Origin of the sequence: Enterobacter sp. SA187 (assembly GCF_001888805.2) — a bacterium.
Classification (GTDB): Bacteria; Pseudomonadota; Gammaproteobacteria; order Enterobacterales; family Enterobacteriaceae; genus Enterobacter_D.
In genome coordinates this window covers 3,356,166-3,373,064 of record NZ_CP019113.1, presented here as the reverse complement: position 1 = coordinate 3,373,064, position 16,899 = coordinate 3,356,166, and the positions used below count along the sequence as shown (strand labels likewise).

Here is a 16,899-nt window from a genome sequence, read left to right as displayed (position 1 = left end):
CGCTATTTTTATGCTTTTTGCTGCATGGCCCGCTTCAGGGCCAGATGAGCCGTAATGCGCAATCGCAGTAACCGCCACAGGATCCACAGCAGGGTGCAGGCCGCGATGGTCGCCGTGAGCAGATAGGTATCGTTATAGGCCAGAATATTCGCCTGCAACGCGCTGGCGGTCTGTAACTGATTGATCGCCTGCACGTTCAGCAGGGTGCTGTCGTCGATCTGGCTGCGGTACATCTGACTGTAGAGCTGGATCCGATCGTTCACCAGCGGATTAAGCGTGGTGAGTTGTTCGGCGAGCACACTGGAGTGATATTTTTCCCGCCACACCTGAAAGGTGCCAAGGATCGCCGAACCGAGCAGGCCGCCGAGGTTCTGGCTTATCCCGAAGAGCACGGAAAAACTCACCAGGTTGCGCGGTTCCGCCACCACGCCGCCGATGGCGGCAAGCATGGCAGGGGCGAGGAAAAAGGCGCTGCCAAAGCCGAGCAGAAACTGGCTGACCAGTAACTGGTCCGGGCGTGTCAGGCTGTTTGACTGACTGTCGAGCAGAGCAGCGATGATCATCAACACCAGCGAGGTGACAATCGGCCAGGCCAGCCGTTGCGGTTTGATGGTCAGGCAACTGGTGACGATGCCGCAGACAATCCCGGCAAGAATAGACCACGCCAGGTGCGTCATTTGTTCATTTTGCAACCCGACATATTGCAGCCAGCCGATGGCGCCGGTGTTCTGTTCCGCCAGCACAATACGAATGAGCACCATAATCAGCCCGAGGCGCACAATACTGCCGCTGGATAACCAGCGGGTATTGAGCAACGGGTTGCTGCGGTTGTGCTCAAAGACAATGGCGCTGACGATCAGCACCAGCGAGCCGGCCAGCGCCCAGCCGATCCACGGCGCTTCAAACCACCAGTCAATTCTCCCCAGCGACAGCACCGCACACAGCAGCGCCATACCCGGGGCAAACAGCATAAAGGTGATGAAATCTTTTTTCTCGAACACCTTTTTTCGATCCCCCGGCGGCAGCTTGAGGAGGATCACTCCGGCAAGCGAGATCAGTGCCAGCCCGAGTTCAAACAGGTAAAGCCCGCGCCATTCGTCGATTTGCAGCAGTTCAGTGGAGAACAGGCGGGCGATGGGGATAGCCAGCGACGAACCGGTAATGCCGATAGTGAGCGCTTTTAACCGATGTTTCGCAGGCCAGGCCTGAATCTGATAATAAATGCCCAACGAACTCAAGGCCGCCGCCACCATACCGTGCGCGGCGCGCACCATCAGGGCAGAGTTGAGATCGTTGACGAACAGGTGAAAAAAGGTCACCAGCACGTACAGCACCAGAAAACCTTCGGTAAAAGCGCGCAGGCCGAACTGCTGACGGAATTTAACCAGCAGCAGGTTAATGGAGACGTTGGTCATCACATAGACGGTCGGCAGCCAGGCGATTTCGTTAGACCAGGCGGCAAACGAGCCCTGCAAATTTTGCAGGTTGGCGGTTACCATGGCGTTGCCAAGCGCGCCGGTCAGGCACACCAGTAGCCCGACAATGCCATAGGCGATGCGCCTGGGCGTGCTGTGAAAGGGGGTCGATGGCGACCCTAAAAGCATGGGCTTTTCATGCGGTGCCCACTCTCTTGGCTGGTACGGATCGCTTTTGGGCAAACGCATTGGGATTCCAGATAACGACAATGAATAATTAGGCGGCTAAGGATTTTATAGTGCCCGCGAATGATAATTCAAGTCAATTAATTACGGTAATTCAATATTTATAGTGAATATTTTACGTGACGTTGTCACATACAACTGGCAACAGCATGACAGAATTTGAAACCGTTAAAGGTATAAACATCTGATGAAAATATTGCGATAAAATTCGGTAAGTTACCTAAGGATTAGGAGAGATCCGCTATTTAAATCTGTGAGCGATCGTACTCTACAGGATGGTACGTAAAAGGAGATTTGCATGATCATTACCCGCTTTCCCACTTTGCCGGAAACCACGCTGGCGGCGGTCAATACGCTCGGGCAGTGGCTGGCGCAAAATGATTTTGCCGGCAAGCCGCATCCGGTGCAGGCCGACGCTATTATTCTGGCAGGGAACGCCGTGATCCCGACCATAGACGCGGCCTGCCAGCTCGCCGCCCGCGCCAGAGCGCCCTTGTTGATCAGCGGCGGTATTGGTCATTCCACGCCGTTTTTGTATGCCGCTATCGCCCGCCATCCGCGTTATAACGTCATCCGCACCACCGGACGTTCAGAGGCGGCCATCATTGGCGATATTGCACGGCAGTTCTGGCGCATTCCCGCTGAACGTATTCTTGCGGAAGATAAGTCCACAAACTGCGGTGAAAACGCGCGACTGTCCTGCGAATTGCTGCGCGCAAAGCTACCGACGGCGCGCAGGGTGCTGGTGGTGCAGGATCCGACCATGCAGCGGCGCACCATGGCGACCTTCGCCCGCGTCAGCGCAGAGCAGTCGCCGGACATTCGTTTCCTGAGCTGGCCGGGCGTGACGCCGCAGTTGCGTAACGGACAGCGCGGGCTGAGCTTTACGCCGCGCGAAGACGGCCTGTGGGCGGCGGATCGCTATCTGTCGCTGATCCTCGGCGAGGTTCCGCGTCTGCGGGATGACGAGCAGGGGTACGGCCCGCGGGGGCGCAACTTTATCGCCCACGTCGATTTTCCCGCCAGCGTGGAAACCGCCTGGCGCACCTTACAGACGGATGACACCCTGAACGCCGCCCTGCGGGATCGGGCATTACGATAACGTGCTGCCCGTTTGCGATATTCACAGCGCAAACGGGCATTCGTCCTCTCTCTGATGTAATACATTTGTTGCATATCCGCCGTGCTTTTATGAGTTATCTCACAAAATCAGCCTATTAAGATGGGAATAGCCCGCTGCACTTGTAGATTTTTAACAACGAATTTACTTGTTAAAAACAATGTTATTACAGGAGCAGGTCATGACAGCACCCGTACAACACCCTATGTATATCGATGGACAGTTTGTCACCTGGCAGGGGGACGCGTGGATTGACGTGGTCAACCCGTCCACAGAAGCGCTGTTATCGCGCATCCCGGACGGTACGGCGGAGGACGCCCGTAAGGCGATTGATGCCGCAGAGCGCGCGCAGCCCGCCTGGGAAGCGCTGCCTGCTATTGAACGTGCGGGCTGGTTACGCAAAATTTCCGCCGGGATCCGCGAGCGCGCCAGCGAAATCAGTCAGCTTATCGTCGCTGAAGGCGGCAAAATTCAGCAGCTGGCGGACGTCGAAGTGGCCTTTACCGCGGATTACATTGATTACATGGCAGAGTGGGCGCGGCGCTATGAAGGTGAGATCCTGCAAAGCGACCGTCCTGGCGAAAATATTTTCGTCTTTAAACGCGCGCTGGGCGTCACCACCGGTATTCTGCCGTGGAACTTCCCGTTCTTCCTTATCGCCCGCAAACTGGCCCCGGCGCTGATCACCGGCAACACCATTGTGATTAAACCCAGCGAATTCACGCCAAACAACGCCATCGCCTTTGCAAAAATTGTCGATGAGATCGGTCTGCCGCGCGGCGTCTTTAACCTGGTGCTCGGGCGCGGAGAAACTGTGGGACAGGAGCTGGCGGGCAACCCGAAAGTGGCGATGGTCAGCATGACCGGCAGCGTCGGCGCGGGCGAGAAGATCATGGCGGCAGCGGCGAAAAACATCACCAAAGTGTGCCTGGAGCTGGGCGGCAAGGCCCCGGCGATAGTGATGGACGATGCGGATCTGGAGCTGGCGGTGAAAGCCATTGTCGATTCACGCATCATCAACGCCGGGCAGGTATGTAACTGCGCCGAGCGCGTCTATGTGCAAAAAGGTATTTACGACCGCTTTGTTAACAAACTGGGCGAGGCGATGAAAGCGGTGCAGTTTGGCGATCCGGCGCAGCGTAACGATATCGCAATGGGGCCATTGATCAACGCCGCGGCACTGACCCGCGTGGAAGAAAAAGTCGCGCGCGCGGTTGAGCAGGGCGCCACCGTCGTGCTCGGCGGCAAAGCGGTGGAGGGCAACGGCTATTTTTACCCGCCGACGCTGTTGGTGGACGTGCGTCAGGAAATGAGCATCATGCACGAAGAGACCTTCGGTCCGGTGTTGCCGGTGGTGTCCTTTGATACCCTTGACGAGGCGCTGGCGATGGCCAATGACAGCGAATACGGGCTGACGTCTTCGATCTATACCGCCAACCTGAACGTGGCGATGAAAGCGGTGCGCGGCCTGAAGTTTGGCGAAACCTACATCAACCGCGAAAACTTCGAGGCGATGCAGGGTTTCCACGCGGGCTGGCGTAAATCGGGCATTGGCGGCGCCGACGGGCGCCACGGCCTGAATGAATATCTGCAAACCCAGATGGTGTATTTGCAGAGCTGATCGCTGCCCCTCATCCGGCAGATGAGGGGAATTTCGACGCGATCCACGCCATCATTAATTCCGGCCACACGGCAACCGGCAGTCCCTGCGCATCGCGTATGCCAAAGCCGTGCTGGCCCTGTTCAAACAGATGCATCTCCACCGGGATCCCCAGCCGCCGCAGGGCGCTGAACATCACCACGCTGTTTTCCACTTTTACCGCCGGATCGTCCACCGCATGCAGCAAAAACGTCGGCGGCGTATTCACACCGACGCGATCTTCCGGGGAGTAGTGCGTAATTTGCGCCTCCGTCGGCGCATCGCCGATCAGCTCAAAACGCGAGCCGGGATGATCAATATCCGCATGCATGGTGATCACCGGATAGACCAGCGCCATAAAGGCCGGGCGGGCGTTTAACGCATCGACGTCATCCACCGGCGCGTACACCGCTTCGTCATAGCGGATGCCAAGGCTGGCGGCGGCATGTCCGCCCGCTGAAAAGCCCATCACGCCGAGTTTATCCGCATCCAGATGCCACTCTGCCGCACGGGCGCGCAGCAGGCGCATCGCCCGTTGCACGTCTGCCAGCGGCGCATCCGCGCCTTCCGCGTGGCCGTCCCCCGGCAGGCGATAGGTCATCACAAACAGCGTGTATCCGCGCGCATTAAAGAACGGGGCCAGCGCGCTGCCTTCCTTATCCAGCACCACGCGGCGATAGGAGCCGCCCGGCGTCACCAGGATACCGATGCCGTTAGGGTTATCCGGAGCATAGACCGTAATGGTCGGCGCACGCACGCCGGTAACGGAACGGTCAAAAGCCGACGGCCCGGTATGCTGCTCTTCGGTGCGAAACGCCACCGGGCTTTGCTGTGCGCCGGGGGCTTCACCCTGCGGCCAGACGGAAAAGGTCGTGGCGCGGCTTGACGCCTCTTCCATAAGTTGTAACAGGTACGCATTACTGAGGGTTTTCAAGCCAGTCTCCTTTATGGTTTACACGTCAGATTCAGAACCGAAAAATTAATGAATTTTTGCAAAAAGCCCGGTATGTTTGCCTTCTTACTGTTTTATTTCAGGAAAGTCTCATGCGCAGCACCTATTCAGGATGGCAGATTGCCATTCACTGGCTGGTTTTTTTATTGGTCGTCACTGCGTATTGCGCCATGGAATTTCGCGGCTTCGCGCCGCGCAGTTACCGACCTTACTTTAATATCGTCCATGTTTCCTGTGGCATCTCGATTCTGGTGCTGATGGTGACCCGTTTGCTGCTGCGCCTGAAAACGCCGTCACCGGCTATTGTGCCAAAGCCCAGAGCGATGCTGACCGGCATGGCGCATCTGGGACATCTGGTGATCTACCTGCTGTTTATCGCGCTGCCAGTCATCGGCCTGCTGATGATGTGGTTCCGCGGCAACAACTGGATCGCTTTCGGCATAGTGATGCCACACGCCGCCGAAGCGGATTTCGATCTGGTGGATATGCTCAAGGATTATCACGTCACGCTGGCGACCCTCGGCTATTATGTTATCGGCCTGCACGCCGCGGCGGCGCTGATGCATCACTATGTGTGGAAAGATAATACGCTGCTGCGTATGTTACCAAAAAAACGCCGCTGATCCGGCAACGACAGGCCCCGCACTGGCGGGGCTTTATATATTCAGCACGGTAATAAATGTGATCCTGACGGGTTTTTCACCGTTTTTGTTCGTTATGCATCACATTTTAAAACGGCTGTAGTGGGCGAAACTCCGGCACAGCGTATAGATAGTATATCTATTATAGAAACACTGTGATTAGGAGAGGGTATGACTCAGCCTGTTCAGCAGTCGCTTGACCGTGCACCAGCCGGGGAAACCAGCGTGGCGGCACGAAAATTACGCAAAGTCTTACTTGCCACCGGCGTCGGCCATTTTGTCGAGTGGTTTGATTTTGGGCTGTACGGTACGCTCGCGGCAATTATCGGCTTGCAGTTTTTCCAGGCCGGCGATCCCGCCGTGGCGCTGCTTTCTTCTTTTGCGGTATTCGGCGCGGGATTCATTATGCGTCCGCTGGGCGGGCTCTATTTCGGTTCGCTGGGCGATCGCGTCGGCAGACAAAAAATCCTCGCCACGGTGATTTTGCTCACCTCGGGCGCCACCTTTGTGATGGGGTTACTGCCCACTTATCATCAGATTGGTATTACCGCCACTGTGCTGCTGGTGATCACCCGTCTGGTGCAGGGCTTCGCCGCCGGGGGCGAAAGCTCTGGTGCCACCACCTTTCTGGCGGAATATGCGCCCGATGCCCGGCGCGGCTACTTTACCTGCTGGATCGACAACTTCGGCTTTATGGCCTTTGTCGCGGGTTCCGGGCTGGTGTTCCTGCTGACCGCGCTGTTGGGCGAAGGGGCGATGAACGACTGGGGCTGGCGGATCCCGTTTTTGATCGCCGGACCGCTGGGCTGGGTCGGGCTTTATCTGCGTAAGCATCTCGAAGACTCGCCGGAATTTCTGGCGATGGCAAAGCTCGGTAAAAAAGAAGCCGCGCCGCTGCGTACGGCGGTAAAAACCGCCTGGGGCGCGCTGCTGTTTTGCGTGGGCTTTGTGGTGATCAAGGCGGTAGGGCACTGGACGTTGCAGACCTTTATGCCGAGCTATCTGTCCACGCAGATGCATTTTTCAAAACTCGACGCTTACGCCATCACCACTATCGGGCTGTTTGGCATCGCCATACTGGTGCCTTTTATGGGGCTGCTGTCGGATAAATATGGGCGTAAACCGCTGATGCTGGCGGGCTGCGGCGGCTTCATCCTGTTCAGCTATCCGGCCATGATGGTGATGGCGAACGGCAATATGCTGTCGGCTGTGCTGGCAATGCTGATGCTGGGCGCGTTTATCGCTGCCTTCGACGGCGCATGCAGCGCGGCCATGGCCGAACTCTTCCCGACCCGCATTCGCTACGGCGGGCTCTCCATCGCCTATAACTTTGCCGTGGCCTTTTTCGGCGGCATCACCCCGTGGTTCTCGGTGTGGTTAATTACCTCTACCGGTAATCCATTCTCCCCGGCGTTCTATGTAATGGGCGCGGCGCTGATCACCTTCCTGACGGTGATGCGCGCGAAGGAAACGGCGGGGCTGCCGCTGAAGCGGTAACCGAGTGGCACTTTCTCATGCACCTCCTAAGCTTAACTACCTGAGCGTAGCGACAAAAATAAGAAGGGATGGGATCGTGAAAATTGCATGTCTTGGCTGGGGATCGCTAATCTGGAAGCCAGAGGCATTGCCGCTGGCCAGCGAGTGGTTCAAAGATGGACCAGCACTACCCATCGAATTTTCCCGCGTCGGGGATGGCGGCGAACTGGCCACCGCGGTGTGCATGAATGCGCCGCTGACCCATGTTTTCTGGGCGATGCTGAATGCCGAAACGCTGCATGATGCGGTTTCAGCGCTACGTGAACGCGAGCAAATCCCGCTCTCCCGTAGTGATGGCGTCGGCGTGATGGTGTTTAACAGTACGTCCGCAGGTCCATTAGCTGAATGGGCAAGGGAAAAACAGCTGGACGCGGTGATCTGGACGGCGCTGCCGCCACGCATTCATGGTCTTGAAGGCCGCGTACCCTGCGTGAAAGAAGTGCTGGACTACCTGGCTACGCTGGAAGGGGAAAAGCGGCAACATGCGCAGGATTATCTGCGCAGGGTTCCCACTGAATTCGAAACGCCGTATCGGCAGGCGATACGAAAAAGTCTGGGCTGGGAGTGTTAAGCGCAGATCTATTTATCAAATGAATGGTTATATTACTGATTTGATTTATTAAATTCTGCTGCGTAGTATGGCTGACGGGTGCTTGAGGCTTTCTGCTTTGAGTTCACCGGGCAGAAGAGAAAAGCCCCACTCGACTATAAATCGAATGAGGCCAATCCAATGCCTAGACAACAGAAGATTAGCCTCTTAATTGTGAGAAATCAATCAGGAGGTTGTATGCGCAGGAGCTATGTGTATTGTCTGATGGTGATTTGTATCACCATTCTGGTTTTCGTCTGGATGGTGCGCGGCACGCTATGCGAGCTGCATATCAAAAGAGGAAGCACAGAGCTTACCGCGTATTTAGCCTACGAAGTTGAAACACGTTAAGAGCCACGGCGGGGAGCGATCCCCGCCACACCTCTGGCGTTTAGTCAGCTCATTGCATCCGCATTTAAAACCCGCTTCGGCGGGTTTTTTCATTATAAGGATGATGTAGCGGTTGCTCAGAAGCGCCGTCAACTTTTCTTGTCCGCGGGGATGTGTTTATTTCAAATCTAACAGATATGATTTAACATATGTGTATTCTAATGGCATCGGAGCAAGTAATGCTGGTTCCCGTTCAGTTGTTCAAGATCCTCTCAGATGAAACACGGCTCTCCATCATCATGCTTCTCAGGGAGGCCGGGGAGCTGTGCGTCTGCGATATTTGTGCCGCCACCTCTGAGTCACAGCCCAAAATTTCACGGCATATGGCGATATTACGCGAGGCAGGGCTGGTCATTGACCGCAGGGAGGGTAAGTGGATCCACTATCGTTTATCACCTCACATGCCAGCCTGGGCCGCCGAGACCATTACCACGTCATGGCAATGCCTGCGGGAGGATGTGCGTGAATGGCTACAAAAATTCGCCTGTACCTCCTGCTGAAACAGTAAAACACATTCACTTATGCATATGTAATGGAGTCTTAAATGTTACTGGCAGGAAGTATTTTCTTACTGACGCTGATACTGGTCATCTGGCAACCCAGAGGCCTCAGGATCGGCTGGAGCGCTAGTATCGGCGCGGTGCTGGCGCTGGCAACCGGCGTCATCCAGCTCGATGATATTCCCGTCGTCTGGGATATCGTCTGGAACGCGACAGCGGCATTTATCGCCGTCATTATTATCAGTCTGTTGCTTGATGAATCCGGATTCTTTGAGTGGGCAGCGCTGCATGTGTCCCGCTGGGGCAACGGACGGGGGCGGCTATTGTTTACCTGGATCGTCTTGCTGGGCGCGTCGGTGGCGGCACTATTCGCTAACGACGGTGCCGCGCTCATTCTCACGCCAATAGTGATAGCCATGCTGCTTGCGCTGGGATTCAGCAAAGGCACCACCCTGGCCTTTGTCATGGCCGCGGGGTTTATCGCCGACACGGCCAGCTTGCCTTTGATTGTCTCGAATCTGGTTAATATCGTCTCGGCTGATTTCTTCAGGCTGGGCTTTACGCAATACGCCTCGGTGATGGTGCCTGTGGATATGGCGGCCATTGCCGCCACCCTGGTGATGCTGCACTTATTTTTCCGCAAGGATATTCCGGCAACCTATGACGTTTCGCTGCTGAAAACACCCGACAGCGCTATTAAAGATCCCGCGACCTTCAGGGCGGGCTGGATTGTTTTGCTGCTGCTTCTGGTGGGTTTCTTCGTTCTGGAGCCACTGGGTATCCCGGTCAGCGCGATTGCGGCGATGGGGGCGGTAGTCCTCTTTGTCGTGGCGAAAAGAGGACATTCTATAGATACCGTAAAAGTGCTGCGCGGTGCGCCCTGGCAGATCGTCATATTTTCTCTGGGCATGTATCTGGTGGTTTATGGTCTGCGAAATGCGGGACTCACCGAATATTTGTCGGGCGTGCTGAATATACTGGCAGTGAGGGGCTTATGGGCAGCCACATTTGGCACGGGTTTCCTGACTGCTTTTCTGTCGTCGATCATGAATAATATGCCAACGGTGCTGATCGGCGCGCTGTCGATTGATGGCAGCGCGGCGAGCGGTGTGATTAAAGAGGCGATGATTTATGCCAATGTGATTGGCTGCGATTTAGGGCCAAAAATCACCCCGATCGGCAGTCTGGCGACGCTGCTGTGGCTGCATGTTCTGGCACAGAAAAATATGACCATCACCTGGGGCTACTACTTCCGCACCGGTATCATCATGACCCTGCCAGTGCTGTTTGTCACTCTGGCCGCGCTGGCGTTGCGTCTCTCTTTCACATTGTAATGAGATAACACTATGAGCAACATTTCCCTCTATCACAATCCAGCTTGCGGCACGTCGCGCAATACGCTGGAGATGATCCGTAACAGCGGCCATGAGCCTGACATCATTTATTATCTTGATACCCCCCCGTCGCACGATGAGCTGGTAAAACTCATTAACGATATGGGAATTTCTGTACGGGAGCTGATACGCAAGAACGTCGAGCCTTATGAGCAGCTTGGTCTTGCGGATGCCAGTTTTAGCGATGAGGAGTTAATCGGATTTATGCTCCAGCATCCTCTGCTAATCAACCGTCCCATCGTCGTAACCCCCCTGGGTACCCGGCTGTGCCGCCCCTCTGAGGTGGTGCTGGATATTCTTCCGGCGCCTCAGAAAGGCGCTTTCACGAAAGAAGACGGCGAAACAGTGATCGATGCCTCCGGCAATCGGGTAAAACCGCAATAGCGCAAATTGATACTGACTAAAACCCGCTTCGGCGGGTTTTTTCATTCAGATTTCTTGTTTACATGAACACCCTTAACTGTTTACTATACCCCCTACAGTATAAGAAGGAGAATGTATGCCGCATTCACCCGAAGACAAAAAACGCGTATTAACCCGCGTGCGTCGCATTCGCGGGCAGGTTGAGGCGCTGGAGCGTGCGCTGGACGCAGGCGAACCATGTATTGCCATTTTGCAGCAAATCGCCGCCGTTCGCGGTGCGGCTAATGGCCTGATGGGCGAGATGGTCGAAATTCACCTCAAAGATGAGCTGGTCAGCGGTGACACTTCACCGGATCAACGTGCAGCCCGGATGGCCGAAGTCGGTCATCTTTTGCGCTCTTATCTAAAATAATCATTACCGTTCAAAGAACAGAAGGGGAGAGACACTATGAAATCACGTGCTGCAGTAGCATTCGGGCCAGGCCAGCCCCTGAAAATTGTTGAGATTGACGTTGCGCCGCCGAAAAAGGGCGAAGTGCTGGTTAAAATCACTCATACCGGCGTGTGTCACACGGATGCGTTTACCCTGTCGGGGGACGATCCGGAAGGCGTATTCCCGGCGGTGCTCGGTCATGAAGGCGGCGGCGTAGTGGTGGAAGTGGGTGAAGGCGTCACCAGCCTGCAACCGGGCGATCATGTGATCCCGCTTTACACCGCTGAATGTCGTGAATGTAAGTTCTGTAAATCCGGCAAAACCAACCTCTGTCAGGCAGTACGCGCCACTCAGGGCAAAGGCCTGATGCCGGACGGCACCACCCGTTTCTCTTACAACGGCGAGCCGATCTATCACTACATGGGCACCAGTACGTTCAGCGAATACACCGTAGTGGCGGAAATTTCCCTGGCGAAAGTGAACCCGGAAGCCCCGCTGGATAAAGTTTGTCTGCTTGGCTGCGGCGTGACCACCGGTATCGGCGCGGTACATAACACCGCTAAAGTAAAAGAGGGCGATACCGTTGCGGTGTTCGGTCTGGGCGGTATTGGTCTGGCGGTGATCCAGGGCGCGGTCCAGGCGAAAGCCGGGCGCATTCTGGCGGTGGATACTAATCCGGAGAAATTCAAGCTGGCGCGTGAAATGGGCGCGACCGATTTCGTTAACCCGAAAGATTACGATAAGCCGGTTCAGGAAGTCATTGTTGAAATGACCGACGGCGGCGTCGATTTCAGCTTCGAATGTATCGGTAACGTCGACGTAATGCGTGCTGCGCTGGAGTGCTGCCATAAGGGCTGGGGCGAGAGCGTGATCATCGGCGTGGCCGGTGCGGGCCAGGAAATCAAAACCCGTCCGTTCCAGCTGGTCACCGGGCGCGTATGGCGCGGCTCCGCCTTTGGCGGCGTCAAAGGCCGTACCCAGTTGCCGGGCATGGTGGAAGACGCGATGAGCGGCAAAATCCAGCTCGATCCTTTCATCACCCACCGTTTACCTCTGGATCAGATCAATGAAGCCTTTGACCTGATGCACGAAGGTAAATCTATCCGTACCGTTATCCATTTCGGCGATAACTAATGCCACAGCCGGCGGTCTGCCGCCGGCAATTTACCCCTTCAGGATTTCTTTAGGGGGTATTGTTTGAATCTGTGAGCCAGCTAGCGCTTTTAGGCATAAGGGAAATTCCCGGATTGCCGATGACTATTTTACAGGCGTGTATGACGCACCTTCCTATAAGAGAGTCGATAGCATGGACAACACAGCAGCGATGCACAAACCGCAAACCGTAGGTTTTTTACATCACATACGGTTAGTTCCTCTGTTTTCTTCAATTCTCAGCGGCATCCTGGTGCTGTTTGCATTGAGTGCAGGGCTGGCGGGATATTTTCTGATTCAGGCTGATGGCGATCAGCGCGACGTCACTGAAGAAATTCAGATACGCATGGGATTATCGAACAGCTCCAACCACTTACGCACAGCGCGTATCAATATGATCCATGCCGGCGCGGCCAGCCGCATTGCGGAAATGGATGATATGAAAGCCAACATCCAGGAAGCGGAAAAGCGCATTAAGCAGTCGCAGGAAGGCTTTGCCGTCTATCAGAATCGCGGCGTAAAAACCTCCGCCGACGAAGCGCTGGACGGCGAACTCACCACCCGCTACAACGCCTATATCAATGGCCTGCAACCGATGCTGAAATATGCCAAAAACGGCATGTTTGAAGCCATTATCAACCACGAAAACGAACACGCCCGTCAGCTGGACAGCGATTATAACGACGTGCTCATGAAGGCGATCAAGATCCGTACCGAACGCGCCGCGGCGCTGAGCGATCTGGCGCACCAGCGTACGCAGCTCGGCCTGATGTTTATGGGCGCGGCCTTTGTCATCGCGCTGATCCTGACACTCATTACCTTTGTGGTGCTGCGCCGTACGGTGATCCAGCCGCTGCAACGCGCCGCAAATCGCATTGAGCACATTGCCGCAGGCGATCTGACGCTGGCCGACGAACCAACCGGTCGCAGCGAGATTGGCTTGCTGACCCGCGATCTGCAAAAAATGCAGCACTCGCTGGTGCAGACCGTGGGCACCGTGCGGGAGGGGGCAGAAGAGATTTATCGCGGCACCAGCGAGATCTCCATGGGCAACACCGATCTCTCCTCGCGCACGGAACAGCAGGCTGCGGCCATCGAGCAGACGGCTGCCAGCATGGAGCAGCTCACCGCCACCGTGAAACAGAATGCCGACAACGCGCATCACGCCAGTAAACTGGCCGGTGACGCTTCCGGTAAAGCCAGCAAGGGCGGGCAGATTGTCTCCGGCGTGGTGAAAACCATGGGCAATATCTCCAGCAGCTCGAAGAAAATTTCTGAAATTACCGCGGTGATCAACAGTATCGCCTTCCAGACCAATATTCTGGCGCTTAACGCCGCCGTTGAAGCTGCCCGTGCGGGTGAGCAGGGGCGTGGTTTTGCGGTAGTGGCAAGCGAAGTGCGCACCCTGGCAAGCCGCAGTGCGAACGCCGCTAAAGAGATCGAGGGGTTGATCAGTGAATCCGTATCCCTGATTGAACGTGGTTCAAACGAAGTGGTCGCCGCCGGTGACACCATGGGCGATATTGTGGACGCGGTTAAACGTGTGACCGATATTATGCTGGAAATTGCTGCCGCTTCGGATGAGCAGAGCAAAGGGATCGAGCAGGTAAGCCAGGCGATCACTGAAATGGATAACGTCACCCAGCAGAACGCCTCGCTGGTGGAAGAAGCCTCGGCCGCTGCTGCCTCGCTGGAAGAGCAGGCCGCGCGTCTGACTCAGGCGGTAGGCGCATTCCGTCTGCAAAAGGCCGCACCGGTTCGTACTGAGAAAGCGGCTCCCAAAGCCCCGCTGGCGACAACGCGCCCGGCGATGGCGAATAACGATAACTGGGAAACCTTCTGACAGGTTGAATTTCCCCTCACCCCGGCCCTCTCCCTGAGGGGAGGGTTAGGATGAGGGGCAACGATTTACGGCAATGCGTAGGCAATAATATAATCACCGCGATCCGGCGACTGACGAGCGCCGCCCGCATTAATCACGATGTACTGCTTACCGGTTTTCGGTGACACATAAGTCATCGGGCCGGACTGGCTGCCAACCGGCAGACGATCCTTCCAGATTTCTTTCCCGGTCGCCGTATCAAAGGCGCGCAGATAAAAATCCTGCGTCCCCGCGAAGAACAGCAGGCCAGATTGCGTGGCCAGCGAAGCGCCCAGCGTCGGCATACCAATCGGGATCGGCAGGTGCATACGAATACCCAGCGGACCGGTATCCTGCACGGTACCCACCGGAACCTGCCACACCAGCTTGCCGGACTTCAGATCCACCGCTGACATAGTACCGAACGGCGGTTTCTGACACGGAATGCCCAGCGGCGACAGGAAACGTTCGCGCATCGCGCCGAACGGCGTACCGTCCATCGGCACAATCCCCATTTCAATCCCGCTGGCGTTTTTCGCCACATTAGCGCGCGGCACCATGTAGTTCGCCAGTCCCAGACGCATGTCGTTGACAAACATCAGGCTATTGTTGGGATCGACGGACACGCTGCCCCAGTTCATGCCGCCCAGCGAGCCGGGGAATTGCAGCGAGCGATCCAGACCCGGCGGGGTAAAGACGCCCTGATGACGCATCGCCTTAAATTCGATACGGCACAGCAGCAGATCGACAGGCGTGGCGCCCCACATATCGGATTCGGTCAACGTCTGATTGCCGATCATCGGCATGCCAACGGAATAGGGCTGCGTCGGGGAGTAACGTTCACCCTCAACGTTCCCCGCAGGCACCGGACGCTCTTCCACTTTCGCCACCGGCTCGCCGGTTTCACGGTTGAGCATAAAGATCATGCCCTGTTTGCTGGTCTGCACCAGCACCGGGGTGGAGCCGCCTTTACCGTCCGGCAGATCGTACAGCAGCGGCTGTGACGGCAGGTCAAAGTCCCACAGATCGTGGTGGGTGGTCTGATAATGCCAGCGCACCTGACCGGTGGCGGCGTCTACCGCCACGATTGACGAGCTGTACTTATCGTCCAGTTCCGTACGCTGACCCGCCCAGAAGTCCGGGGTGGCGTTGCCGGTCGGCAGATAGATCAGGTTCAGTTTCGCGTCATAGGACATCGCCGACCAGACGTTCGGCGTACCGCGCGTATAGGTCTGGCCTTCCGGCGGCAGGCCGGTCAGCGCCGGATTGCCCGGATCCCAGGCCCAGGCCAGTTTCCCGCTGTGCACATCATACGCGCGCACTACGCCCGGCGGTTCACCGGTGGAGAAGTTATCCGCCACGCGCCCACCGACGACCACCACATCCCCTGCCACCAGTGGCGTGGAGGTTTGCTGGTAATAGCCTGGTTTGATCTCGCCCATGCCGATGCTCAGATCCACCACGCCATGATCGCCAAAATCATCACAAAGTTGGCCGTTATCGGCGTTGATCGCCACCAGACGCGCATCGGTGGTCGGCAGGAACAGACGACGCGGGCAGGCCGCGACCTGCGGGCTTTGCGCCGGTGCGCTCTGCGCCTGCGTCTCTTCGTAATAGCCTAAACCACGGCAGCGCTGCCAGTTAGGCGCGGTGGCTTTACTGTCGTAACGCCATTTTTCTTTACCGGTGTCCACGTCCAGCGCCAGCACTTTACTGTAAGGCGTACAGACGAACAGCGTGTCGCCAATCTGTAGCGGCGTGTTTTGATCTTCCGCGCCGGAGCCGTTGCTCTGCGGAATATCGCCGGTATGGGCAACCCAGGCCACTTTCAGGTCGTTAACATTATGCTTGTTGATTTGATCCAGCGCGGCGAAGCGGTCGCCGTGGGTGGTGTTACCCCAGTGCTTCCAGTCTTTCTGCTGCTGACCGGGGGCAACAGGCTGCACCGGGACATCTTCATTTGCACTGACCAGCGTTTGCGGTTTAAACATCCAGCCCGCGCTGACCAGCAGCACCAGCGCCAGCACCGCCGCCACGCCAAAGGCCGGTTTTTTATTGATCGGCTGCGCCGTCTGCGTGGCGCGCAGGAAAGGCCAGAGAATAGCGGCCAGAAACGCCAGCACGCCGAAGGTGAAGAGCCGTGAAAACAGCGGCCAGAATTCCCAGCCTGCATCGCTAATCGCCCAGATAATGGAGGCGATAAATGCCAGCGCATACAGCAGGATCCCGCTGCTGCGCGTGCGGATAATCAACACGGCGGCAATGAGCATCACCACGCCCATCACCAGAAAGTAAGCGCTGCCGCCAAGGGAGACGAGCTTAATACCGGGAATACCTATCGCCAGACCGATAAGGATCATCAGCCCGGCAAGTAACCACTGCAGGATACGAACCATCCCGCGCGGCCTGTTGCTTGTTGCCATAAGTTCTCCTGAACACACCAATCCGCTGGTTATTGCGAACCAGACGGATAAATAAAACTTTAAATTTAGCGTAAAGATGGGGTCTTTACCCACCAGATAATAAGTTAATGAACCATCTGGTGAACTGGCAACATGATAAAACTGTTAAATTGTTTTACGCAATTGTTAAAAATAAAATCAGCATTATTTGGGAACGAAGGGGGGAGAACAAATAACGTAGGCCCGGCAAGCGCGCGCCGCCGGGC

At 56.3% G+C, this 16,899-nt stretch carries 15 protein-coding genes; 12 read left to right on the top strand and 3 right to left on the bottom strand.

What is annotated here, in order from left to right; translation table 11 throughout:
• Nucleotides 1–8: 8 nt before the first annotated feature.
• Nucleotides 9–1,664, bottom strand: coding sequence for an MFS transporter (locus tag BMF08_RS16165; protein ID WP_072568563.1), 1,656 nt, complete (start codon nucleotides 1,662–1,664; stop codon nucleotides 9–11).
• A gap of 295 nt (nucleotides 1,665–1,959) precedes the next feature.
• On the opposite strand from BMF08_RS16165, the gene BMF08_RS16160 reads away from it, so the two are divergent.
• Both BMF08_RS16160 and aldA read left to right on the top strand, forming a co-directional pair.
• The gene (locus tag BMF08_RS16160) at nucleotides 1,960–2,763 is read left to right on the top strand and encodes a YdcF family protein (RefSeq protein WP_072568562.1); all 804 of its coding nucleotides are present in this window, start codon (nucleotides 1,960–1,962) and stop codon (nucleotides 2,761–2,763) included.
• Between the two features lie 199 nt (nucleotides 2,764–2,962).
• Nucleotides 2,963–4,402: an aldehyde dehydrogenase gene (gene aldA / locus BMF08_RS16155; protein ID WP_072568561.1), complete on the top strand. Its 1,440-nt coding sequence runs from the start codon at nucleotides 2,963–2,965 to the stop codon at nucleotides 4,400–4,402.
• 10 nt (nucleotides 4,403–4,412) lie between these two features.
• Here the strand turns inward: aldA and BMF08_RS16150 are convergent, their stop codons facing one another.
• The gene (locus tag BMF08_RS16150) at nucleotides 4,413–5,318 is read right to left on the bottom strand and encodes an alpha/beta hydrolase (RefSeq protein WP_099458791.1); all 906 of its coding nucleotides are present in this window, start codon (nucleotides 5,316–5,318) and stop codon (nucleotides 4,413–4,415) included.
• Nucleotides 5,319–5,464: 146 nt separating this feature from the next.
• Here BMF08_RS16150 and cybB point away from each other — a divergent pair, with 146 nt between their 5' ends.
• The 10 genes from cybB to BMF08_RS16100 all read left to right on the top strand — a co-directional run bounded on the left by cybB (nucleotide 5,465) and on the right by BMF08_RS16100 (nucleotide 14,213).
• The gene (gene cybB / locus BMF08_RS16145) at nucleotides 5,465–5,995 is read left to right on the top strand and encodes a cytochrome b561 (RefSeq protein ID WP_072568559.1); all 531 of its coding nucleotides are present in this window, start codon (nucleotides 5,465–5,467) and stop codon (nucleotides 5,993–5,995) included.
• 189 nt (nucleotides 5,996–6,184) lie between these two features.
• Nucleotides 6,185–7,510 carry an MFS transporter gene (locus BMF08_RS16140; RefSeq protein WP_072568558.1) on the top strand — a complete coding sequence of 442 codons (1,326 nt, stop codon included), beginning with the start codon at nucleotides 6,185–6,187 and terminating at the stop codon, nucleotides 7,508–7,510.
• 76 nt (nucleotides 7,511–7,586) lie between these two features.
• Nucleotides 7,587–8,120 carry a hypothetical protein gene (locus BMF08_RS16135; RefSeq protein ID WP_072568557.1) on the top strand — a complete coding sequence of 178 codons (534 nt, stop codon included), beginning with the start codon at nucleotides 7,587–7,589 and terminating at the stop codon, nucleotides 8,118–8,120.
• Nucleotides 8,121–8,336: 216 nt separating this feature from the next.
• The gene (locus BMF08_RS16130; RefSeq protein ID WP_083580923.1) at nucleotides 8,337–8,489 is read left to right on the top strand and encodes a Hok/Gef family protein; all 153 of its coding nucleotides are present in this window, start codon (nucleotides 8,337–8,339) and stop codon (nucleotides 8,487–8,489) included.
• Nucleotides 8,490–8,707: 218 nt separating this feature from the next.
• Complete coding sequence (locus BMF08_RS16125) at nucleotides 8,708–9,028, top strand: transcriptional regulator (RefSeq protein WP_072569452.1); 321 nt, start codon at nucleotides 8,708–8,710, stop codon at nucleotides 9,026–9,028.
• A gap of 44 nt (nucleotides 9,029–9,072) precedes the next feature.
• The gene (locus BMF08_RS16120; protein WP_072568556.1) at nucleotides 9,073–10,362 is read left to right on the top strand and encodes an arsenic transporter; all 1,290 of its coding nucleotides are present in this window, start codon (nucleotides 9,073–9,075) and stop codon (nucleotides 10,360–10,362) included.
• A 12-nt stretch (nucleotides 10,363–10,374) separates the two neighbouring features.
• Complete coding sequence (arsC, locus tag BMF08_RS16115; protein ID WP_072568555.1) at nucleotides 10,375–10,806, top strand: glutaredoxin-dependent arsenate reductase; 432 nt, start codon at nucleotides 10,375–10,377, stop codon at nucleotides 10,804–10,806.
• Between the two features lie 115 nt (nucleotides 10,807–10,921).
• Complete coding sequence (locus BMF08_RS16110; protein ID WP_072568554.1) at nucleotides 10,922–11,197, top strand: metal/formaldehyde-sensitive transcriptional repressor; 276 nt, start codon at nucleotides 10,922–10,924, stop codon at nucleotides 11,195–11,197.
• A 36-nt stretch (nucleotides 11,198–11,233) separates the two neighbouring features.
• On the top strand, nucleotides 11,234–12,352 hold the full coding sequence (locus tag BMF08_RS16105; protein ID WP_072568553.1) for an S-(hydroxymethyl)glutathione dehydrogenase/class III alcohol dehydrogenase: 1,119 nt from the start codon (nucleotides 11,234–11,236) through the stop codon (nucleotides 12,350–12,352).
• A gap of 172 nt (nucleotides 12,353–12,524) precedes the next feature.
• Nucleotides 12,525–14,213 (top strand): methyl-accepting chemotaxis protein, encoded by a 1,689-nt coding sequence (locus BMF08_RS16100; protein ID WP_072568552.1) that lies wholly within the window; start codon nucleotides 12,525–12,527, stop codon nucleotides 14,211–14,213.
• A 65-nt stretch (nucleotides 14,214–14,278) separates the two neighbouring features.
• Here the strand turns inward: BMF08_RS16100 and BMF08_RS16095 are convergent, their stop codons facing one another.
• A complete protein-coding gene (locus tag BMF08_RS16095; protein ID WP_072568551.1) occupies nucleotides 14,279–16,654 on the bottom strand; it encodes a membrane-bound PQQ-dependent dehydrogenase, glucose/quinate/shikimate family in 2,376 nt (791 codons plus the stop codon).
• Between the last annotated feature and the right edge of the window lie 245 nt (nucleotides 16,655–16,899).